Annotated in this window: 24 protein-coding genes and 1 tRNA gene; 8 read left to right on the forward strand and 17 right to left on the reverse strand. The window is 67.0% G+C overall.

Translation table 11 applies throughout. The features are described 5' to 3' along the window. The first annotated feature begins 21 nt into the window (after positions 1-21). The 3 genes from jaqu_RS19745 to jaqu_RS19755 all read left to right on the forward strand — a co-directional run bounded on the left by jaqu_RS19745 (position 22) and on the right by jaqu_RS19755 (position 3,713). Positions 22-447, forward strand: coding sequence for a DUF1489 family protein (locus jaqu_RS19745; RefSeq protein ID WP_043920756.1), 426 nt, complete (start codon positions 22-24; stop codon positions 445-447). Between the two features lie 229 nt (positions 448-676). Next, entirely contained in the window at positions 677-3,172 is a 2,496-nt protein-coding gene (locus jaqu_RS19750; protein WP_043920757.1) for a GcvT family protein, read from the forward strand. Continuing rightward, a complete protein-coding gene (locus tag jaqu_RS19755; RefSeq protein ID WP_043920758.1) occupies positions 3,165-3,713 on the forward strand; it encodes a hypothetical protein in 549 nt (182 codons plus the stop codon). The genes jaqu_RS19750 and jaqu_RS19755 overlap by 8 nt, the downstream gene beginning before the upstream one ends. A gap of 49 nt (positions 3,714-3,762) precedes the next feature. Here the strand turns inward: jaqu_RS19755 and jaqu_RS19760 are convergent, their stop codons facing one another. The 3 genes from jaqu_RS19760 to jaqu_RS19770 form a co-directional block, all read right to left on the reverse strand. Then, positions 3,763-4,452 (reverse strand): DUF938 domain-containing protein, encoded by a 690-nt coding sequence (locus jaqu_RS19760; RefSeq protein ID WP_236687909.1) that lies wholly within the window; start codon positions 4,450-4,452, stop codon positions 3,763-3,765. Positions 4,453-4,900: 448 nt separating this feature from the next. After that, positions 4,901-4,976: transfer RNA gene (locus jaqu_RS19765), tRNA-Ala, on the reverse strand. A 69-nt stretch (positions 4,977-5,045) separates the two neighbouring features. Then, a complete protein-coding gene (locus tag jaqu_RS19770; RefSeq protein ID WP_043920760.1) occupies positions 5,046-5,378 on the reverse strand; it encodes a TIGR02300 family protein in 333 nt (110 codons plus the stop codon). Between the two features lie 96 nt (positions 5,379-5,474). On the opposite strand from jaqu_RS19770, the gene jaqu_RS19775 reads away from it, so the two are divergent. Continuing rightward, on the forward strand, positions 5,475-6,155 hold the full coding sequence (locus tag jaqu_RS19775) for a M48 family metallopeptidase (protein WP_043920761.1): 681 nt from the start codon (positions 5,475-5,477) through the stop codon (positions 6,153-6,155). A gap of 80 nt (positions 6,156-6,235) precedes the next feature. Beyond that, positions 6,236-6,883, forward strand: coding sequence for a GntR family transcriptional regulator (locus tag jaqu_RS19780; protein WP_043920762.1), 648 nt, complete (start codon positions 6,236-6,238; stop codon positions 6,881-6,883). On the opposite strand, the gene jaqu_RS19785 is transcribed toward jaqu_RS19780, so the two are convergent. The 11 genes from jaqu_RS19785 to jaqu_RS19830 all read right to left on the reverse strand — a co-directional run bounded on the left by jaqu_RS19785 (position 6,852) and on the right by jaqu_RS19830 (position 14,891). Continuing rightward, a complete protein-coding gene (locus jaqu_RS19785; protein ID WP_043920764.1) occupies positions 6,852-7,769 on the reverse strand; it encodes a tellurite resistance TerB family protein in 918 nt (305 codons plus the stop codon). The genes jaqu_RS19780 and jaqu_RS19785 overlap by 32 nt on opposite strands. Before the next feature lie 8 nt (positions 7,770-7,777). Further along, positions 7,778-8,377, reverse strand: a complete 600-nt coding sequence (locus jaqu_RS21805; protein WP_043920765.1) for a hypothetical protein — start codon at positions 8,375-8,377, stop codon at positions 7,778-7,780. Between the two features lie 139 nt (positions 8,378-8,516). After that, positions 8,517-9,920, reverse strand: a complete 1,404-nt coding sequence (gene lpdA / locus jaqu_RS19795; RefSeq protein WP_043920766.1) for a dihydrolipoyl dehydrogenase — start codon at positions 9,918-9,920, stop codon at positions 8,517-8,519. 100 nt (positions 9,921-10,020) lie between these two features. Beyond that, entirely contained in the window at positions 10,021-10,416 is a 396-nt protein-coding gene (locus tag jaqu_RS19800; protein WP_043920767.1) for an MAPEG family protein, read from the reverse strand. Next, the gene (locus jaqu_RS19805; RefSeq protein WP_043920768.1) at positions 10,413-10,787 is read right to left on the reverse strand and encodes a hypothetical protein; all 375 of its coding nucleotides are present in this window, start codon (positions 10,785-10,787) and stop codon (positions 10,413-10,415) included. Before jaqu_RS19805 ends, jaqu_RS19800 begins: the two co-directional genes overlap by 4 nt. Positions 10,788-10,878: 91 nt before the next feature. Beyond that, positions 10,879-11,055: a hypothetical protein gene (locus jaqu_RS21810; RefSeq protein WP_161793912.1), complete on the reverse strand. Its 177-nt coding sequence runs from the start codon at positions 11,053-11,055 to the stop codon at positions 10,879-10,881. 109 nt (positions 11,056-11,164) lie between these two features. After that, positions 11,165-11,704: a L,D-transpeptidase family protein gene (locus jaqu_RS19810; RefSeq protein WP_043920863.1), complete on the reverse strand. Its 540-nt coding sequence runs from the start codon at positions 11,702-11,704 to the stop codon at positions 11,165-11,167. A 55-nt stretch (positions 11,705-11,759) separates the two neighbouring features. Next, positions 11,760-12,551 carry a hypothetical protein gene (locus jaqu_RS19815; RefSeq protein WP_043920769.1) on the reverse strand — a complete coding sequence of 264 codons (792 nt, stop codon included), beginning with the start codon at positions 12,549-12,551 and terminating at the stop codon, positions 11,760-11,762. A gap of 113 nt (positions 12,552-12,664) precedes the next feature. Further along, the gene (locus tag jaqu_RS19820) at positions 12,665-12,916 is read right to left on the reverse strand and encodes a hypothetical protein (RefSeq protein ID WP_043920770.1); all 252 of its coding nucleotides are present in this window, start codon (positions 12,914-12,916) and stop codon (positions 12,665-12,667) included. Continuing rightward, on the reverse strand, positions 12,913-13,671 hold the full coding sequence (locus tag jaqu_RS19825; protein ID WP_084630080.1) for a Rho termination factor N-terminal domain-containing protein: 759 nt from the start codon (positions 13,669-13,671) through the stop codon (positions 12,913-12,915). Before jaqu_RS19825 ends, jaqu_RS19820 begins: the two co-directional genes overlap by 4 nt. 59 nt (positions 13,672-13,730) lie before the next feature. Beyond that, positions 13,731-14,891, reverse strand: a complete 1,161-nt coding sequence (locus jaqu_RS19830) for an MFS transporter (RefSeq protein ID WP_043920771.1) — start codon at positions 14,889-14,891, stop codon at positions 13,731-13,733. A gap of 100 nt (positions 14,892-14,991) precedes the next feature. On the opposite strand from jaqu_RS19830, the gene jaqu_RS19835 reads away from it, so the two are divergent. Then, on the forward strand, positions 14,992-16,218 hold the full coding sequence (locus jaqu_RS19835; protein ID WP_043920772.1) for a Coenzyme F420 hydrogenase/dehydrogenase, beta subunit C-terminal domain: 1,227 nt from the start codon (positions 14,992-14,994) through the stop codon (positions 16,216-16,218). Here jaqu_RS19835 and jaqu_RS19840 read toward each other — a convergent pair. Then, the gene (locus jaqu_RS19840; protein WP_043920773.1) at positions 16,215-16,619 is read right to left on the reverse strand and encodes a hypothetical protein; all 405 of its coding nucleotides are present in this window, start codon (positions 16,617-16,619) and stop codon (positions 16,215-16,217) included. The two genes, jaqu_RS19835 and jaqu_RS19840, sit on opposite strands and share 4 nt — an antisense overlap. A gap of 47 nt (positions 16,620-16,666) precedes the next feature. On the opposite strand from jaqu_RS19840, the gene jaqu_RS19845 reads away from it, so the two are divergent. Both jaqu_RS19845 and jaqu_RS19850 read left to right on the forward strand, forming a co-directional pair. Further along, the gene (locus jaqu_RS19845; protein ID WP_043920774.1) at positions 16,667-18,400 is read left to right on the forward strand and encodes an ABC transporter ATP-binding protein; all 1,734 of its coding nucleotides are present in this window, start codon (positions 16,667-16,669) and stop codon (positions 18,398-18,400) included. After that, positions 18,397-19,443 (forward strand): glycosyltransferase family 4 protein, encoded by a 1,047-nt coding sequence (locus jaqu_RS19850; protein ID WP_043920775.1) that lies wholly within the window; start codon positions 18,397-18,399, stop codon positions 19,441-19,443. The genes jaqu_RS19845 and jaqu_RS19850 overlap by 4 nt, the downstream gene beginning before the upstream one ends. A 7-nt stretch (positions 19,444-19,450) precedes the next feature. Here jaqu_RS19850 and jaqu_RS19855 read toward each other — a convergent pair whose 3' ends face one another. Then, complete coding sequence (locus tag jaqu_RS19855) at positions 19,451-20,137, reverse strand: sulfotransferase-like domain-containing protein (RefSeq protein WP_043920776.1); 687 nt, start codon at positions 20,135-20,137, stop codon at positions 19,451-19,453. Positions 20,138-20,234: 97 nt separating this feature from the next. Continuing rightward, positions 20,235-20,789, reverse strand: a complete 555-nt coding sequence (locus jaqu_RS19860; RefSeq protein ID WP_043920777.1) for a rhomboid family intramembrane serine protease — start codon at positions 20,787-20,789, stop codon at positions 20,235-20,237. Between the last annotated feature and the right edge of the window lie 230 nt (positions 20,790-21,019).

Raw genomic sequence — 21,019 nt, forward strand, 5'->3', positions numbered from 1 at the left:
ACCGGACTTGGGGGAGTCATCATGGCCGTAAACCTGATCAAGCTCAGCGTGGGCACGACGTCGATCGACGGACTGGCTAAGTGGCAGCGCAGCGCGCGGGCGAAGGGGCCTGACGGCAACCCCCGGCATGTCACCCGGATGTGGCCCAAGCGGGAGGCCGAACTTCTGGAAGGCGGCTCGATCTACTGGGTCATCAAGGGTGTCGTCCTATGCCGTCAGCCGATCCTGAGGCTGGAGGAGGTGCGGCGCCAGGACGGCATCCCGCGCTGCGGGATCGTCCTTCAACCCGGGCTGGTCCCCGTGGCGCCGACGCCCAAGCGGGCCTTTCAGGGTTGGCGCTACCTGACGCCCGACGATGCGCCTGCCGATCTCGATCCGGCCCGCGCCGCCGAAGCACCGCTTCCACCGAAGTTGCAGGTGGCTCTGGCGGAACTGGGCGTGCTCTGACGGCCATCCAACGGAGAGCGCGAACAGAACCGATGCGCTCCGCCAGCCCTCATCCTGCAGCAGATATCCCAGGGTCAGGGGCAAAGGCCCGGCCCCCTCGCGGCAGTTCCCCCTACGATCCTCCCGGCAGGCCGGACGCGTCGCAATCGCAGGCCGTCCTGTCGCCGCCGGCGCCCCCTGACCCGACGCAGCGCGCCACAACCGTGAAAGACGGCACGGAGGGACGGGCATGAAGAGCCATGTGAGGGCGCTGGTTGTCGGCGGCGGGGCGGTGGGGACGTCCATCGCATACCATCTGGCGAAGGCCGGCTGGGACACGATGCTGCTGGAGCGCGACGAGCTGACCTCGGGCTCAACATGGCACGCCGCGGGCCTGCTGCCGCTCTTCAACATGAGCTACGCGACCAGCCACATCCACGCCTACTCGGTCGAGTTCTACAAGACGCTCGAAGCCGAGACGGGCCTCAATCCCGGCTTCAGCGTGGTCGGCAATTTGCGGATGGCGCAGACCGACGACCGGATGGACGAATATGCGCTCTATGCGGCGACCGCCGAGACGGTCGGCATACCGCACGAATGGCTGACGCCCAAGGACATCAGGGATCGGTACCCGCTGATCCGGACCGACGATCTGAAAGGCGCGATCCTTCATCCGACCGATGGCTACATCAACCCGGCCGATGTCACGATGGCGATGGCCAAGGGCGCGCGTCAGCACGGCGCGACCATCGAGCGGAAGTGGCAGGTCGACGGCTACGAATGGACCGGCTCGGAATGGCGGGTGACGGTGACCAGGATGGCCGAACGGGGCGGCAACCTCGTGCCCACCGAGGAACAGCAGGTCATCACCGCCGAACATGTCGTGACCGCGACCGGCAACCATTCCCAGCGGACGGCCCGCCTTCTGGGTATCAAGATGCCGGCTATCGTGGTCGAGCACCAGTACATCGTCACCGAACCGGACCCAGCCCTGGTCGAGTGGCGCAAGACCAACGATCAGCATCCCGTGATCCGCGACGCCGACGCCAAGTGGTACGTCCGCGAGGAACGCGGGGGCTGGATCCTCGGCCCCTACGAACAGAACGCGCCGGCGCGCTTCGAATACGGCGTCCCCGACAGCTTTCGCGCGGACCTCTTCCCCCTCGACCTGGAGCGGATCGAGGAGGAGTACATGTCCTTCATCCATCGCATCCCCTCGTCCGAGAATGCGGGCCTGAAGGACGATTTCAACGGCCCGATCTGCTATACGCCCGACGGCAACCCCTTGGTCGGGCCGGCACCCGGCCTGCGCAACATGTGGCTGGCCGAGGGGTTCAGCTTCGGCATCACGGCCGCCGGCGGGACGGGTCACTACCTCGCACAGATGATGGTCGACGGGGAGGCCGAGATCGACACGGCGAGCCTCGATCCCAAGCGTTACGGCGACTGGGTCACGACCGAATACGCCATGCGCAAGAACGAGGAATGCTACGACCACGTCTACGTCCTGCATCATCCCGACGAAGAACGGCCTGCGGCGCGCCCGCTCAAGACGGCGCCCTGCTACGACCGGATGAAGGCGGCCGGCGCACAGTTCGGGCAGGTCAACGGCTGGGAGCGGCCGAACTACTTCGTGCCCGGCGCCGAGGCGGATTTCGACCTCACCTCCCGCAGCTTCCGGCGCGGAAAGTGGTGGCAGCACGCCCGCGACGAGGCCAAGGCCATCCGAGAGGCGGCAGGCCTGATCGACGCGACCGCCTTTGCCAAGCATCGCATCAGCGGACCCGGCGCAGCGGCTTTCCTCGACTGGTTCACGACGAACAAGCTGCCCAAGGTGGGCCGGATCAACCTGACCTACGCCCTGACACCGGCAGGCACGACGCGCTCCGAATACACCATCGTCCGAATGGCCGAGGATGATTTCTACCTTGTCTCCGCCGGCGCGTGGGAGGCCTATGACGAGGACTACCTCTACAAGGCCATCATGGAGCATGAGGATCGCTTCGGTCGCATCAACGAAGAGAACGTGACTGCGAAGTCCGGTGTCTTCGCGTTGGCCGGCCCGAATTCGCGCGCAATCCTCGCCGATCTGATCCGCGACGCCGATCCCGTCTCCGCGCTGTCGAATGCCCGGTTCCCATGGCTGAGCCAACGGAACATCGAATTGAAGATGTGCCCGGTCAACGCGATCCGGGTGGCCTACACTGGCGAACTGGGCTGGGAGCTGCATCACCCGATGGAAATGCAGACCTACCTTTTCGACCGTCTGATGGAAGCGGGCGAGGCCCATGGCCTGCGACTGGTGGGGGCCCGGGCCCAGAACTGGCTGCGGCAGGAAAAATCCTACCGCGCCTTCGGAACCGAACTCGGCCGCGATGCCACGCCGCTCGAGGCGGGGCTCGACCGGTTCGTGGATCTCTCGAAGGACTTTCTGGGCAAGGAGGCAATGCAGCAGACCGGCATCCGGTCGCGCTGCGTCACGATGCTGATCGACGGTCCTGACGACGCTGACCCGTGGGGACGCGAAGCGCTCTACACGGAGGACGGCACCCGCGTCGGTCGCCTGACCTCGGGGGGCTACTCGGTCGCGTCCGGGAAGTCGATCGGCATGGGCTACGTCCGCCTCGATCTGGTGGAACCGGGGACGAAGCTGAAGGTGCGGATGCAGCGTGCGCTGTGGAATGCGGAGGTGACCGAGGACAGCCCCTACGACCCGAAGAACGCGCGTATCCGCGCGGATGGCTGACGGCACGCGCCGAATTGGATCGCGAGCGATCATCCTGCTGGTTCTGGGGGCGGTGTTCGGCTGGATCCTGCGCGGCGCCTTCGTCCCGGCCTCGCCCGGACGGCTACATCTCAGCGGAGACGGTCGGGACGCTATTGCCGCTGTATTCTTCAACAAGACCGGGGCCTGGAACAGCGCTGATCCGGAGACGGCGGATGTTCAGGTCGTTCTGCTGCGCCGATGGCAGAACCTCGAAGCGTTGCCCCGGTTCGGCCGTCTCTGTGGTAGGGTCTGCGCTGAAAGACCGGCCGCTGTACGGATCGACCGGCCGTCCCTGAATGGACTGACCCGCATCCTGATCGTCGATTTGTCCGCCTTCGGGCTAGGCCCCGCGCTGGACAGCGACGCATCCCTACCGGGGGATCCGCTGTCCTGCCTGATCGGACTGATCGACAGGGAACGGTTCGCCATGCCCCCGCCGGTCCTCAAATGCGAGGTGGTGGACGCGGAACGTATCGTCCGCCCGCGCCCGTGGTCTCCACGTCCGGAGCGGAGGTTCTAGACGGAGCGTCGAACGGGATGTGATCGGGGCATATCTTGTCCGACAAGGTCTAGAAGCCCGGTTTCGATCCGCTCCGTGCCAGAAGCATGAGGTTGTTCGCAGGCATCGGCACGATGTCGACCGCGAAGGCCAGCGCCTGCAGGACCGATACGACGAGATCCGCGTCCTTCAGGCCGATGCTGGGATCCTGGCGCTGAAGGCTCATGTGAAACCCTGCATCGCCCTCACTGGTGGCCTGCCCGCCTCGCAGAAACGGCCCGTAGATCGCCAGAAGGCCACCCGGCACGATCGCCTGCGCCGCCTCATCCAGCAGGACGGCCATTTCCGCATCGGAAATCAGATGCAGAAGGTTGACGGTCAGGATCACATCCGCGCGCAGACCACGCCCCCATCCCGGCGTGCACGCATCAAGATATCGGGCCGGCGCAACATTCGGCAGGTCTCGCGTTCGCGCGTCTATCGCACGACGGCGCACCGGGTCCGGCTCACTAGGCTGGAAGCGGAGGTCCGGATGCTCCGCAGCGAGCGCGGCAACATGCTGACCGGTTCCTGAGGCAACCTCGAGAAAGAGGCCGCCATGCGGAAGGTGCGGTCCCAGCGCATCGAGGATTGGCTTCTGGTTGCGCGCGGCAGATGGCGCGTGAAGAAGCCCCTCCCGATCAGGTTCTGCGCTGTCGGGAAGGTTCAGCCTGCGGATCATGGCGGATTGCGGACGGGCGCTGCCAAATCCTTCGGCCACGATATCGTCAACCCCTCAAACACGCGAAGGAACCTGTCACATGCGCGATAGCTGGCCAAGCGCCCCGCGCCGAAACAGCGCCATTCCGCAGGGTCAACATTGCGCCAGCGCCGCCGCGGGCAGCGGTCTGAACCCGAAAGCGCGTCAAACGGCTCCTCGTGCAAGTACCACTCGGATTCCGGCGAAATCGTCCGCCCCGGACGGGCGCAAGCTCATACGGTGATGACGAAAGAGCGGTAGGTCTGACGGGTGAACGCCCGTGACACCTCGAGCCTGACAGGCCCCCGCACTCTCTGGAACGGAAGAGGATGCAAATGGTCTGGCAAATGATGTCTGGTGGACCTTTCGGGACCTGGTTCGAACGCTGGATGCTCTCGCGCGATCTTCGATCACGCTGTCGCTCGGGTCCACTGCGGAGAGGGGGGCCACCTTTCTGGCGAAAGGTGTTTGGTGGAGCCTAGGGGAGTCGAACCCCTGACCTCTTGCATGCCATGCAAGCGCTCTACCAACTGAGCTAAGGCCCCATCAGGTGCGCCCATCTAGGGCGCGGTGGAAAGGGGCGCAAGAGGGAATCCACCCTCGCGCCCGCTCTCTCAGTCGTCGTCTTTGTCGTCGGCGACGTCGCTGCCGATCTCGTCGAGGCTGACGGTATCATCGTCATCGTCGTCGAGAACGTCGTCATCGGTATCGTCCGAATCTTCGTCGAGAACGTCATCTTCCTCGTCGAGCAGCAGATCCTCGTCTTCGTCATCCTTCTTGGCGTCGGCATCCGCCTTGTCGGCAACGAGGACGCGCGTCTTCGTGCCAGTATCGACGGGAACGACCTCGCCCGTATAGGGCGAGACGACGGGGTCGCGGTTGAGGTCGTAGAAGCGCTTGCCGGTCGTCGGGCAGACGCGCTTGACGCCCCATTCTTCCTTGGGCATGTCGTGTCCTCCGGGCTGGAAAGGCCCCAGCGGGGTCGGGAATCTGGGCCGGATGCCACTTCCCGGAACGGGTGGCAAGACCAGATCGGGAGTTGCATGACACGGACGCTCAGGATCGGTGAGGTGGACGTCGCGTTGCGCCGCTCGGCCCGCGTCCGACGCATGACTTTGCGGGTGGCCCGGGTCGGCGGAAACGTGACGCTGACCGTGCCGCCGGGCGTACCTGATCACGAGGCAGAGGGATTCGCTGCCAGTCAAGCCGACTGGATCGCGCGTCAGGTCCAAGCCGCCCCCCGTGCCCGGCCGGTCACCGTGGGTGCGCGGATCCCGGTTCTGGGCCGAGAGGTTCCGGTGATCGTCGGCGGTGGGCGTTCCGCGCGATGGACAGGCGAGGCGGTGGCCGTGCCGGACAACGAACGGGCGGGGCGCCGGATCGCCGCCCTTCTGAAGGAGGTCGCACGGAGCCATCTGGTCGCAGCGGTCGATCGCCACGCCGAAGCGCTCGGTCGCCAGGCAGGCCGGATCACGCTGCGCGATACGCGATCCCGGTGGGGGTCCTGTACGGGACGCGGTGACCTGATGTTCAGCTGGCGATTGGCAATGGCTCCGCCCAACGTGCTTGACTACGTGGCCGCACACGAAGTCGCGCATCTTGCCCATATGGACCATTCACCGCGCTTCTGGGCCTGCGTCGGGCGTCTCCTGCCGGACTACGCGCCGCGCCGGGCTTGGTTGAAGAAGAACGGCGCAACGCTTCACGCCATCGACTTCGGGTGACGAGGTTCCAAGCGGCGTCGGACTCCGGGCGTCACGCAGGGGCGCTTGATCGCAGGCGACCCGTGAGAGAGGGTGCAGCCATGCTTCTGAACCCGCTCCCCGAAGGCGCCGGCGCGGCCCACGACCGCCTGTACCGCAGTCTGCGGGTCCGGATCATGCACGGCGAACTTGAGCCAGGGGCAGCGTTGACCCTGCGGGGGATCGGTCGGGATTACGGGGTCTCGATGACCCCGGTGCGCGAGGCGATGCGCCGATTGGTCGCCGAGGGAGCGCTGTCGCTGTCGGCATCAGGGCGCGTGACCACGCCCGCGCTGTCGACAGAGCGGATCGAGGAACTGGCCAGCCTGCGTGCCCTGCTGGAGCCGGAACTGGCCGCGCGCGCCCTGCCGCGGGCCCATCCGGCCCTCGTGGATCGCCTCGACGCGATCAACAGCTCGATCGCCGAGCGGGTCGTGAAGCACGATGCGCCGGGTTACATCCGGACGAACCTCGAATTCCATCGCACACTCTATCTCCGGGCACAGGCGCCGGCGATGCTGGCAATGGTCGAGACGGTCTGGCTTCAACTCGGTCCGACGATGCGGTCGCTCTATGGGCGGCTCAACCGGACGGAACTCCCCAAGAACCACCGTCTGATCGTCGCCGCGCTCCACGCCGGGGACGAACCGGGTCTCCGCCTCGCCGTGCGCGCGGATGTCACGCAGGGGCTGCGTCTCCTCGCCGGCTGAGCATGTCGGCAAGCGCCGTTCGGACTTCCTTTCGCCGGAAGCCGAGTGCCTTGGTCAGCCGGTTCACGAAGCGCTTCTCGGCCCCTGCCATGCGCCCGTCGGCGGCAACGACGGAGAGGACGGCGTTCAGCATCAGCCTGCCCTGCGCCACGGTCAGGCCGTCCGCGAATTCCCGGCGCATGGCTCCCACGCTGCGCGGGCGCTCGCTGCGCGAGACGAGTTCCGAGATATGATCGGCCGTGTAGTCCAGATCGGTGACCTCGCGCGCGACGCGCAGGATATGCTCAAGCTCTTCGGGGGCGGCGTCGCCATCGCAGGCGGCGGCATGTGCCATCGCGTCGATCAAGCGGAAGACGGGACCGTCGGGCAGGCCCATAATCTCCCGGCGGATGCGTCTGCGACGGCTTCGCATTCCCCGCCGCAGCGAGACCAGCGTCAGGATCGCGCCGAACGCGACCCAGGGGCCCAGGGCGATCAGCTTGTCCCGCTCTGTCGGAACGAAGGCGGGCGCAGCCGGCAAGGTCGCCGGCAACCGGCCGATGGATTGCAGCGTATCGACCGACATCGGAAGCGGCTCGCCCCCGCGATCGCGGCATCCCTCGCGCGACAAGGCATATTCGACCTGCATCTCGACCAGACCGAGCATGTGCCAGACCGCATAGGGCTGGCGGCGATGGCAGAGTGTCTCCCGCCCCCGCCCTAGATCGACTGTCACCGCCGGGTCGAGCGGATAGAGGCCGCTCTGGAGCCAGGTCTTGGCGCCCTTGGCCATCTGCCCCACGGCCCGCAGATCGAACCCGTCGCTGCGCCCGGCCTCTGCCGGCGTGGCGAGCGAAAGGATCGCGGCCGCCATCGTGGCCGCGGCAAGTGTCAGCACCTGTCCCATGTCTCTCCTCAGATCGGTTGGTGCAGCCAATGCATGGCCTGGACACGCTCCGGCGGTGTTCCGATCGAGGTCGCCACCGTGCGCAAGAAGGCCCTGTCCCCATTCGTCAACGGTCCGGATTCGAGCATGACCGCGGTCGCCGCTTCGACGATCCGGCGGCGTCCGGCATGATCCAGCGCAGGCCGCATCCATGCGAAGGACAGCGGCATCACGATCTTGTCGGCGTAGCGCGCGGCCTGGCGCAGCGTCTCTTCGTCGTAGTCCATTCCGGTCAGATCGTTGGCGACCTGCACCGCCCTTCTCAGCCGAGCGGGATGGACCATCGGCCCCTTCCGGATCGCGTGGCACAGGATGTCGGTCAGCATGAAACCGGGACCGCGGCCCTGTCCCAGGATCAGGATCCGCTTCTTGTGGCGCCGCTTGGCGAACCTGCGATGGGTCGTCACGATCAGAACCGCACCGCAGATCATCATCGTCAGTGCCAAAGGCCAGTTCGTTCCGAAGAAATCCGCGGGAATGGTCGCGAAGGGTTCGGGGACGTGCAGCGGCTCGGTTGGATCCATGGGCCGGAGGGCGTGGGTCAGAAGGGCGAGCGGGGCGAGTGGCATGTCGGGTCCAAGTCTTGTCGACGTAACCCTTGGCGCGCGAATGCGGCAAAGCGGTGGAGAGCCTTGCGCGCTTTTGCGGCGCTTCCTAGGCCGTCCCCGCCCGGTTCGAGTAGGCGGAGACGCTCTTTCGCAGAGGACGTCAGGCGTGGATGGCACCGTCCCCGCAGGCCAGCGCCGCTTCGCGCATGGCCTCGGAATAGGTCGGATGGGCGTGGCAGGTGCGGGCCAGATCCTCGGCCGCTGCTCCGAACTCCATCGCGACGCAGACCTCGTGGATCAGGTCACCCGCCATCGGACCGATGACATGGCAGCCCAGGATCCGGTCAGTCTCCTTGTCGGCGATGATCTTGACGAACCCGTCAGCGGCGAAGTTGGCCTTCGCCCGGCCGTTGCCCATGAAGCTGAACTTGCCGACCTTGTAGGCCCGACCGGACTCCTTGGCCAATTCTTCGGTCAGCCCGACACTGGCGACTTCGGGATGCGTGTAGATCACGCCGGGGATGACGTCGTAGTTCACGTGACCCGCCTGCCCGGCGAGGATCTCCGCGACGGCCATGCCCTCATCCTCAGCCTTGTGGGCCAGCATCGGTCCCTCGATCGCATCACCGATAGCGCGAATGCCCGCGACACTCGTCTGGTACTCGTCATCGACGGCGATCTGTCCGCGCTGCGTCGTCTTGACGCCCAACTCCTCAAGGCCCAGCCCATCGGTGAAGGGGCGCCGTCCGGTGGAGACCAGAACGATGTCGGATTTCAGCTCGTGGGTGCTGTCGTCCTTGCGCAGGGTGTAATGCGTCGTGGCCTTGTTGCCCTTCGTCTCGACCTTCGAGACGGCGGCGCCGGTGACGAATTTCAAGCCTTGCTTGCCCAGGATCTTCTGGAACTGCTTGGCCACTTCGGCATCCTGCCCGGGTGTGATGGCATCGAGGTATTCGACCACCGTCACCTCCGTCCCCAGCCGGGTATAGACCGAACCAAGTTCCAACCCGATGACGCCGCCGCCGATCACGGTCATGGTCTTCGGCACCTTCGACAGCTCCAGCGCGCCGGTCGAGGTCACGACGATCTTCTCGTCGACCTCGACCTCCGCTCCGGGAACGGGGGCGGAGTCAGAACCCGTCGCGATCACGATATGCTTGGCCTCGTAGGTCGTATCGCCGACCTTCACCTTGCCCGCGGCCGGGATGCTGCCCCAGCCCTTGATCCAGTCGACCTTGTTCTTCTTGAACAGGAATTCGATGCCCTTGGTGTTCTGGCCGATGACATCGTCCTTGTAGGCGAGCATCTGCTTCCAATCGACGGAGGGGGCCGCGCCCTTCAGACCCATCTTTGCGAAGTTGTGCTCGGCTTCGTGAAGCTGGTGGCTGGCATGCAGCAGCGCCTTCGACGGGATGCAGCCGATGTTCAGGCAGGTCCCGCCCAGCGTCTCGCGCCCCTCGACGCAGGCCGTCCTGAGCCCCAGCTGGGCTGCGCGGATGGCGCAGACATAGCCGCCGGGGCCGGAGCCGATGACGATCAGGTCGTAGGATTGGGGGTCGCTCATGAAGCCTCTCCGGCGCGAATCTAGACGTGCACCCCCCGTACACCCCCTGTGCACCGCCCGTGCATACGATCTATGTACGAGGCGCCCCGAGGGCCGGGGGTCAGATGAGCGTCGAGATAACCATTAGGAGCGTGGCCGTGAACCCCGCCATCCAGATGATCGACCGCCAGGGCCGCCACCCGTAGGCATAGGCGGGAACGTAAAGGATACGGGCGGCCACGTAGATCCAGGCCAGTCCCCCCGTTATCGCAGTGTACTGGTCAGAGACGACGACCAGCAGGACCGCCGCCGTGAACAGGATCAGACCCTCGAAGTGGTTGTCCATCGCCCGTCCCAGCCGGGCCGTCCGGTCCGACATCCCGCGCGATGGCTCTCTGTCGCGGGCGGACATCGTGTAGCCGGTGCCGAGTTCCCGGTTGGCGGGGATCGCGTAGATCACGAACTGGAGCGCCTGGATCAGGATCGCGACGGCGAGGGCGGTGAGTTCTGGGGTCATCCGGGCGGCTGGGCTCTGAGCAGGGGAAAGGCTGCGACGATATGCAGAAGGGCAAGTATCGCGAGCCATCCGATCGTCAACGCATCCCCGCCCGTGATGCCGAGCATCGCTCTAGCAGATCCCGCGAGATATAGGATCGCACCGGTCGGGTAGGCCAGGACCAGCCAGCCCGAAAGGGGCACGCGGCGTGCAACCTGCCACATCGCCACGGCCGTGCTCACGACGAGCAGCGCGGCCCCCGCCCCGACCACGCGGAACCCGCCCAGTTGCCATCCCCCCTCCGGTAGACGCGCGAGCCTCTCGACTGAAAGGACGATCGACGCCGCATTCAGGAAGACCAGCCCCAGCAAGACGAGGAAAACGAATCGCATCCGGTGCCTCATGTTTCGATCCCATCGCCGGCGTGCGGCCGAGACTGCGACGGCGCTGGATCTCGGGCCCGCAACACGCGACCGATCGTCGTCACCGCTTGCTGCGCAGGATCATCAGCGTCGTGAAGAGGGAGATCACCGTGTAGATCGCCGCCAGCCACCACAGGAGGGGATCCGGCCCCCGCCACGCCTGGATCGCGATCACCAGCGCCACGGCGATGCCGACGCGGATCAGCCAGAACGCGAATGCGCGGGTCGTCGGTGTCATCTGGGCGTCCTCTCCTTGACCATCATATCTAGGCAGGGCCCACGCGATGGAAAGGCACGCGGCACGGCAGGCTTCCCCGGGCGGTCGTAGCCCAGGCCGGGGCCGCCGGTCAGGCCTCGATCTCGATGGGCGTGCCGTCGGCGACGCGGGACCAGATCTCGCGCATTTCGGCATCGGTGACCGCGATGCAGCCATCGGTCCAGTCCCAGAGCCGATGCAACGGCCCAAGCCAGCCCCATCCGTTGGCGATGCCGTGGATCATGATGAAGCCGCCGGGATCCTCGCCCGCCGCGCGGGCACGGGCCCTATCGGCCGCGTTGGGGTAAGAAATGTGCAGCGACAGATGTGCGATGGAGTGGTCGTTACGCCAGTCGATGACATAGCGGCCCTCGGGCGTCCGCTCGTCGCCTTCGCGCTGCTTGTGGCCTCCGTCGCCGTCGGCGCCCAGGCTGATCTCGTAGCTGTCCAAGACGTGACCGTTACGCAGCAGGGTCATCCTCCGCTCCGATTTGTCGACATGGATCAGGTCGGCGCGCTGATCCGGGGGCCGCAGGGCCGGCGGCTCCGTGCCGCCGACGCGCGCCATCGCGGCCGTGTAGAGCGGGACCGCCAGGACGAGGAAGGCCATGGAAAGGAGGAGACGCCGCATGGCCTCCACCATATGCGCGCCCGATCGCCCTGACCATCCACCGCGCGCGGGACGGTCAGGCGAGGGCGGGCGCCTCGTTCCGCTGGGCCCCACCAAGTATTGTCGCATGCAGGCGCCCGGCATTGCGCAATTGCCGGGGAACGTTGTGATCGTCATGGCCATGCGGTCGAAGCGTGACGCCCGCCTGTCCCTGAAGCCGGAGCGCCTGCCCGGCATCATAGGGGTTGTGCGCGGGGAAATGGAGGTCCACCGGAACCTCCGGCGCCTCGCTGGCAGCACTGAGATCGTTCTCGGGGTCGTCCAGTCGGAACCGGTTCCGAACCGTCGAGACGCTGGCGAACCTGTTCCATGCCTCGTGATCGACGGAGGTCTGCGGCGAGAAGGCTACGACGTGGTCTGCGCCCAATGCGCGGCCAAAATGGATCGCGGCATAGCCGCCAGCCGACAGGCCCACGAAGGTCCACGGCCGGGGCAAGGTGGAAAGCTGCTTCGCCAGAAACAGAGCGGTAGAGGCCCGACTGGTGGTGAGACCGGCCAGACCCTTCTGGTACCAGCATTGCGCGAAGTCCTTCACGAAAAGCAGGTTCCGTCCCCGATCGCGCAGCGTGCCTGCGAATTCCCGGCGCGGAATGCCCATCCCGCTCTGCATGCCGCCGAATGTGACGACCGTTCCGGCGGCATCCGGAACGATGTGGCGTTCGCATGATGCGTTGTCCGCGTCTGGTGCATCCAACTGAACGATCCGCCCGGCCCTCCGGGGATCCACGTCCGACGCAAGCGGGATGAAGCGGAGGTGGCCCAGAATGTCCCGCCGGCTGCGAATGGCGAGCTTCGATGCGATGGACATGCCGGATCCTCCTGCCAAGGGTCGGCGAGAGGATTCGATGAAATTGGTTACCTAAGCGTTAAGGCAAAGCATCCTCGTCACGCGCGATGCCATCTCGGCCCTGCGGGTCCCGGTCAGGCCTTGGCCAGTGCTTCCAGCAATTCCCATTTCTGCATGTCCTTCCGGCCCTTGATGCCTTTCTCTCCGGCGGCCTCGTAAATCTCGGACCGGGGCTTGCCGAGCCATTTCGCCAGATCGTCATCCGCGGGTCCGTCCAGCGCGTCCAGCAACTCGTCGCGGGTCATGTCGTTATGGCCCTCGACCTTCTGCACCCGACCGAGATCCTTTAGGGCATCCACGTTGAGATCTTCGAGCGGCGTGCTCATGACGCCTCCTTCAGCGCGTCGATCAGGTCGTCCTTTGTCATGTCGCTGCGGCCCTCGATCTCCTGGTCCTGGGCCATCTCCATGAGTTCGTCCTTCGTCTTCGAGGACAGGTCTTTTTTGCCAGCCAGCGCCTCGACCAGCTCGTCCTTGGACATGTCGGACCGCCCGTCGATGTCGCAGTCCTGCGCCATCTCCATCAGCTCGTCCTTGGTCTTCTGCTCCAGCGCAACTCTGGAGCCTTTCCCCCGCCCATTCTCGTCGGTCGCGTCCTCTATGGCGTCCAGCAGTTCGTCCTTGTCCATCTGCGAGTAACCGTCGATATCCAGATCCTTGGCCCGCTCGACCAGCATCTCCTTGGTGGGGCCGTTCTCCTTGATATGGGCCACCTTGTCGCGGACGTCGTCGGGCTGGTCCACGAATTGCTGATCGCCATCCTTCTTCTTCTGGGTCGACCGGGCATATTCGTCCTCGGTCAGCAGCATGCGGACCTTTTTGGGCAGATAGCGCTCTCCGGTGTCGTCGGACTGGCCGCCGGACTTGGTGCCCCAATCCTCTTCGGTCCATTCGTGGAGGTCGGTATCCTCCTGGTCGGGGCCGTCATCCTCGTAGCCGCCGCCGCGCTTCTTGTATTCCTGCACCGCCATCTGGGCCTTGCGTGCCGACCATTGGCCCGGATCGCCGCCCTTGTCGGAGTCCTTGATTTCCTCTTTCACCTCTTCCCACAGGTCTGGATCGGTCTTTTTCGCGTCGGCCATGGCTCGCTCCGTCGTTGGGACTTCGGAGGGCCAACCGGCAACGGGCCGATTCGGTTCGATCAATCCGTCCGATCGGGGGCGAAGGCATAAATCGCGCAGCCCGCCGCAAGGGCCAGCGCGAAGAGACCGAAGAGCGCGCGATAGCCTTCGGTCCCGCCCCCGGCTGCATCGAAGATCGGGCCGGTGGCGAACTGCATCACGCCAACACCGCCGATCGAGAAGAGGTTGAGCAGCGTCACGCCCCGCCCCGTCAGATGCGCGGGAACGAAGGCGCGGCCATGGGCCATGCCCACGGCGTAGCTGGACCCCAGCGCCCCCACCAGCGCCAGGGCCGCCGCCGCCGCCCAGAGACCGGGCACGGGCACCCACCACAGCGCCGCCAGCACGAGGGCGCCGGCGATGTTGCCGCCCAGCACCACGCCCTTCCGCGTCCCCGTCAGCCGGTCGAGCGGGCCATAGGCGAAGTTCCCCGCGATCATGGCAAGCCCCATCACCAGCGTGACGACGCCCACATACTGCGCGCCGTAGCTCTCGGCGATGTAGGGCCCGGCCCAGAGGCCCCGCAGCCCGGCGGCGGGCGCATAATTCATCAGCATCATCGGAAGGATCGCCCAGAAAGCCGGGATCCGCAGCACGTCCCAGAGCGATCCGTCACCCGCGCCATCGGCCGCCTCCTGGTCGCGGACCAGCAGGGCCACCGCCAGCGCGACGAGCCCCGTTACCGCCGCAAGCGCCCAGAGCGCGCCGCGCCAGCCCACCGTCTCGGCCGCCCAGCCCAGGGGTACCGATGCTGCGATGTTGCCGAGGGAGCCGACCCCGACCAATGTCGCCGCCAAGGTGGCAAAGACCGCGGGCCGGTAGGTCCTCGCGAAGATGTAGTAGCTGGCCATCAGAACCGGTGCGCATCCGATGCCGATCAGGCCCATCGCCAGCTCGATCTGCCAGCCCGCCCCCGCCAGCGCGAAGAGGGCCGCGCCCCCTGCACCACCCAGGGCCAGCAATGTCGAGGCCGTGATGCGTGGACCGATCCGGTCCAACGCCCATCCCACGGGGATCTGCATCGCCGCGAAAGCCAGGAACCAGATGCCCGACGCCCGGCTCAGTTGCGCTGCACCAACACCCAGCTCTGCCTCAAGCTCCGGGGCGAGCACCGCGAGAAACGCACGGTAGAACTGGCTCAACACGTAGGCGAGCGTCAGGGCGGCGATGCCGATCTTCATGGGTCTCCTCCGGCGGGCAGGCAGATCATGACGGCCACGCCGCGTCCAGCCATCGCGCGCGGGGTGGACGTGGCCGCGCGCGCGGTCCACGCTGTTCGTCATGCGAGACAATCCGGATGTCAGCGCCGTCCAGGCACCCGATCTGCCGCCCCCGGCCCGACGCGGGATGTGTACCGATTGCGGATTGTCGCGGATGGGCCTCGCGCGGGAATGCGGCCGCGCCTGCCAGTTCACCGTGCCGGACTATCCGGCGTCGCAGCACCAGATCCACGGCGACCGTGCGGATGACCCGCATTTCGGCCCGCATCTCGCGATGCACCGCGCGGCCCTGCGCAACCCCGCGCCCGGCGCCCAATGGACCGGCATCACCACCGCATTGGCCGAAGGTCTGCTCGAAAGCGGTGCCGTCACCGCCGTCCTGACCCTGGCACCGGCCGAGGACGATCCGTTCCGGCCCGTCCCCGTGATCGTCACCGCGCCGGAGGGCATGGCTCAGGTCCGCGGCATGCGGATGGGCTATGCGCCGCTTCTCGCGCTGCTTGAGCCTGCGATGGCGCAGGGCCACCGGCGCATCGCAGTCATCGGAATTCCCTGTCAGGTCTACGCCCTGCGCGCGATCGAGACGCAGCTCGGATTGGAGCGGCTCTACGTGATCGGCACGCCTTGCAGCGACAACACCACGACCGAGAACTTTCACGCCTTCCTCGGACGCCTCACGGACCGACCGGGCGATGTGACATATCTCGAATTCCGTGCCGATTACCGCGTCGAGATGCGGTTCTCGGACGGCGCCAGACGCCTGATCCCGTTCCTGAAGCTGCCGCTCTCCGATCTGCCTTCCGATTTCTTCCCGCTGACCTGCCGGACCTGCGTGGACTACACCAACCGTCTCGCAGACATCACGGTCGGATATATGGGCGGGGACGGCGATCAATGGCTGATCGTCCGTAACGCCTGCGGGGCGGAGATGCTGGCGGGTCTGGGCGACACGGTCGCGCTCAAGCCGCTGACGTCGCGGGGCAAGCGGCAGGCGGCCGTGGAGGGCTTCAAGGCCAACACCGAACGGGCGGCGGGCGGGCTGCCGCTCCGCCGGATGCCGGACTGGCTGCGCCCCATCGTCGCCTGGCTCCAGCCCCGGATCGGACCCAAGGGCATGGAATTCGCCCGCGCGCGTGTCGAGATGAAGGCCGTCGAGACGATCCTGCACCTGCGCCGTGCCGCGCCCGAAAGGATGCGCCACATGGTCCCCGGCCATGTCTGGAAACTTGCGGAACGGTACGATCTGACCCCAGAAGAGGGAGAGCGCGACCCTCCCTCATCCTGCTAGAAATATCCCGGGGAGCGCGAGGGGCTGGCCCCTCGCCCCCGCCGCCAGAGCGACAGCAGGATCACCACCCAGCCCAACAACCCGCGTCCCAGACCGGACAGGCTTTCCGCCTCCCCGAAGGTCAGCAGTTCCAGCATACGTGCCGGGGCGGGGGGCCAGCCGATGACCCATTGCAGCGGCAGCCCCTCCAACACCGCCAGGTAGTAGAGATAAAAGACCTGCGGCGAGAGCCACTCGAACGACCAGGCCAGCCCTGCACCGAATGCCAAACGGACGGGCCATGGCCCACTCGTCCGCAAAGCCAAGCCAACCCAAATCGCCGCCAGCAGGCCCGCGACCGCAAGAACCCCTGCGATCTGCCAGGCTTCCAGCGTGAACAGGCTGTCGCGCGCATAGGGCATCACGTGCGAGCTTGCCGCACCCCCCGCCGCCGCGCTAGGCGCCAGTCATGGCGCAACCGCACCCCTTCCGCCGCCTGTGGCGCGAATATCTCCGCCGCTCCTGGCCCTGGATCGCGGTCGCCGCGCTGCTCATGTCGATCGAGGGCGGTGCCGTCGGTGCGCTGGCCTGGATGCTGGAGCCGATGTTCGACACCGTCTTCGTCGAGGGCCGCACCGACCTGATCGCCTGGGTCGGCGGCGCGATCTTCGCGCTGTTCCTCGTGCGCGGCCTCGCCGGCGTGGCGCAGCGCGTGATCATGGCGCGGGTCTCGTTTCGGGCGTCCTCGCGACTCCAACAGGATCTGTTGGCCCATGTGCTGCGCCTCGACAGCGCGTTTTTCGCCGCCCGGTCGCCGGGCCTGCTCATCGAGCGCGTGCAGGGCGATGTGCAGGCGATCCAGACCCAGTGGACCACGATCATCACCAATTTCGGACGCGATGCCGTGGGGCTGATCTCGCTCTTTGCAGTGGCCCTGTCGGTGGATCCGGTCTGGACGGCGGTCGCCGTCGTGGGCGCCCCTCTCCTGATCCTGCCCAGCCTCGTGGTGCAGCGCTACATCAAGCGCAAGGCCCACAAGCTGCGCGACATCGCCGGTCGCCGCACGACGCGCCTGGACGAGATCTTCCACGGCATCGCACCGATCAAGCTCAACGCGATGGAGGCCTATCAGCAGGCCCGCTTCCGCACCGCGACCGAGGACATGGTCCGCGCCACGATCCGCACCACGGCGGGTCAAGCGACGGTGCCCGCGCTGGTCGACATCGCCGTGGGGATCGGCTTTTTCGCCGTGCTCCTCTATGGCGGCCCCCAGATCGTCGCGGGCGAAAAGACCATCGGCGAGTTCATGTCGTTCTTCACCGCCATGGCTCTGGCCTTCCAGCCCTTGCGCCGGCTGGCCGGGCTGGCGGGAACATGGCAGACCCTGACCGCCTCGCTGGAGCGGATCTACGCCCTGCGCGACACGGCGCCGACCATCCTGTCGCCCGCGACCCCGGTCGCGGCCCGGCCCGACAGGCTGGATGTTTGCTTTGAGGGCGTGGAGCTGGCCTATGGTGACGCGCCCGTCCTGCGTGGGCTCGACTTCGAGGCGCGGCAGGGCACGGTGACGGCGCTGGTCGGCCTGTCGGGGGCGGGCAAGACCACGGTCTTCAACGTCCTGACCCGGCTCGTGGACCCCGATGCCGGGCAAGTCACGATCGGCGGCCAGCCTTTGCGCAACTTCGACCTGACGGCATTGCGCGGCCTCTTCAGCACCGTCAGCCAGGAGACGCTGCTCTTCGACGAGACGCTGCGCGAGAACGTGACCCTGGGCCGCGAGGTCCCCGAGGATCGGCTGCGTGCGGCACTCGAGGCCGCTCATGTCACCGACTTCGCCGCGGGGCTGCCGCAGGGTCTCGACAGTCCGGCCGGGCCGCGCGGCGGCAACCTTTCGGGCGGGCAACGCCAGCGCGTCGCCATCGCCCGCGCGCTGTTGCGGGACGCGCCGATCCTGCTTTTGGACGAGGCGACCAGCGCGCTCGACACCAAGTCCGAGAAACTGGTCCAGGACGCGCTGGCCAGGCTCTCGGCGGACCGGACGACGCTGGTGATCGCGCACCGGCTTTCGACCGTGCGCGACGCGGACCAGATCCTCGTGATGGAGCAGGGTCGCATCGTCCAGCGCGGCACCCATGGCGAGCTGCTGGCCGAAGGCGGGCTCTATGCGCAACTCGCCGCGACTCAGATCGAGCAGGCGGCATGACCGAACTGGTCGTCACCAACCTGAACCGCAACTTTACCGGCGTATCCTCTACAGCCGCCCGCGTTCTGGGCGTGCAGCGACACCGCTACGATGCCGTCCTGTGCGGCACCGCCCTGCCCGGCTGCCCCGATCCTGTCGGCGTGCGGGAAGCATGGCGCCTGACCCGCGAAGCTCCGGCCGGGAAGCCCTTCGCCATCTGGCATGTGCGCCGCAACAACGAGATGCGCGCCGCGCTTTTCGGGCGCGACGTCTTGCGGCTGCCGATCCGCATCGTTTTCACCAGCGCGGGAACGCACCGCCATTCGGCCTTTCCGCGCTGGCTTATGTCGCGGATGGACGCCCTGATCGCGACCATCCCTGCGGCAGCCGAGGGCAAGCCCCATGTCCGCGCCGTCGTTCCCCACGGCGTCGATTGCACGGTCTGGCACCCGGCAGAGGATCGCGCGGCGGCTTGGGCGGCGACGGGGTTTCCCGGCACGCGGGGGGTGGCGGCGGTGGGGCGCATCAGGTCGTCGAAGGGGACGGATCGCTTCGTCGAGATCATGCTGCGCGTCCTCCCCCGTCAGCCCGACCTGACGGCGCTTGTTCTGGGCAAGGCGCAGCCACAGCATCAGGGCTTTCTGGACGGTCTCAAGCGCAAGGTCGAAACGGCGGGCCTGGCCGACCGCCTGCTCTTCCCCGGAGAGATCGGACCCGACGCGATGCCCGCGCTCGTTCGCGCCCTGTCCCTGACCGTGCCGGTCCCCCGCTACGAGCCTTACGGGATGACGCCGCTGGAAGGCATGGCCTCGGGCGTGCCCTTCGTCGGCTCGACGGCCGGCAACTTCCGCGCCTTCGCCGAGGGCGAAGAAGCCGGGTTGGTCGTCGAGGAGGCAGAGCTGATCGAGGAGGCCGCAAGCCGGATCGACGCGCTGCTGTCGGATCCGCCTCGCCATGCCGAGATGTCCCGGCGCGCCCGTGAAAGGGCGGTCGAGCTGCATTCCATCGAAGCCGAGGCCGACGGGATCGGCCGCGTCTACGAGGAACTCTGGGCCGAGGGCTGAACCACCCTCAGGGCCGCAACGCCCGCGCGGCCATCGCGCGGTAGAACGGCATCGCCGCACGTAGCAGGTCGTCCCGCGCCACCTCTGGCAACGGCCCTTCCGGCCACGCGAACCCGGTGGAGCGATGGACGGAACCGTACCAATGCGGCGCCCAAGCCCCGTCATAGGGCTTGGGCCCCACCTTCCATCGCAACATCGCGTCGTCCCAAGGCAGCCCGATCTCGGCGCAGAGGGCTTCCAGCATGGCGCGGGGATTCTCTCGCAGCAGGGACGTGTCCACCACCACGCCGCCCAGCCGGTCATAGAGCGTCGCTTGCGCCGCGAAGCCCAGATCGCTCTCGGTCGGGTTCTCGCGCTTGGCGGCATAGCTCGCGATGACGCGGGCGGGATGGCGGATCAGGTGGATGTGCACGCAGCCCCCGGCCCAATCGAGCGGCATCCCCTCCATGTGGTGAGCCATGTGCTTTTGATAGCTGTGTCGGGCCCCCTCGCGGGCCAGGCCGGCGGCGACCTCTGCCGGATCGGTCGGCTGGGCAGACAGGACGACCTCCCGCATCGGATGCTCCAGCCCGCTGCGGGCGAGGAAGGCGGCATAGAAGGGCTCGTCCACCGCGTCGACATCGGGTCTGGCGGCGAAGCTGTACATCATCGCCGTCGAGAGATTTCGGGGACCTGACCAAGCGGCGATTCTCATGGATCAAGGATGTGACCGACCGCCCGTAACCTTGCACCCCTTTCAGTGCGTTTTTCGCCGGGGCGTGTCGGGCGCTTTCGGCGACCCGCACGCCCTGTCAGAGCGCGCGCAGGCGTCCGCGCAGCAGAAAGGCGGCGCAGATGCCCGAGACGGCGCCGAAGAGATGCGCCTCCCAACTGACGCCTGGCTGGCCCGGCAGCACACCCCAGAGCATCGTGCCGTAGATCAGCGCCACCCCCACCGTCACCAGCAACGGCACCGGACGGCGGTCCACCAGACCCCGCGCGAGCAGATAGCCGAACCAGCCGAAGATCAGGCCGGATGCCCCGATATGGATGGCCGCGCCCCCAAGGACCCAGACCGCGAAACCGCCCAGGGCGACCACGATCGCGGTGGCCGGGGCGATATGGGCCCGCGCCGTCAACGTCAGCAATCCGCCGAAGACAGCAAGCGGCCCGGTATTGGCAGCGGCATGCGAGAACGACCCGTGGAGAAGCGGCATGAACAGCACCCCGTCCAGCCCCGCCACGGTTCGCGGGATCAGGCCGAGCCAGCCGTTCAGCACATATCCCGTGACCCAGTTGACCGCCTGCACAACCCAGATCGCTGAAAGCAGAACCACCAGCCACGCGAACCTGCCCAATGCCGCCATCACGCTCCCCGATCTTCGAGGGGCCGGTAGCATGCGGCGGGTCGAAGGGAGAAGGGGCGGCAGACCCAGTGGCACAGGTGACGCCCCCCGAACTTCGCCATTCGCGCACCCTTCATCGCTTTCCGATCCGGACGCGGCGCATCCGCGTCCCTCGAACTCGCCACGCCCCTTGTGTCCAGCGCGACCCGACCGTTCGCCTCTCTCCGGATCGTCCTCTGCACGCGGCAGGC

Source organism: Jannaschia aquimarina, from assembly GCF_000877395.1.
GTDB lineage: Bacteria > Pseudomonadota > Alphaproteobacteria > Rhodobacterales > Rhodobacteraceae > Jannaschia > Jannaschia aquimarina.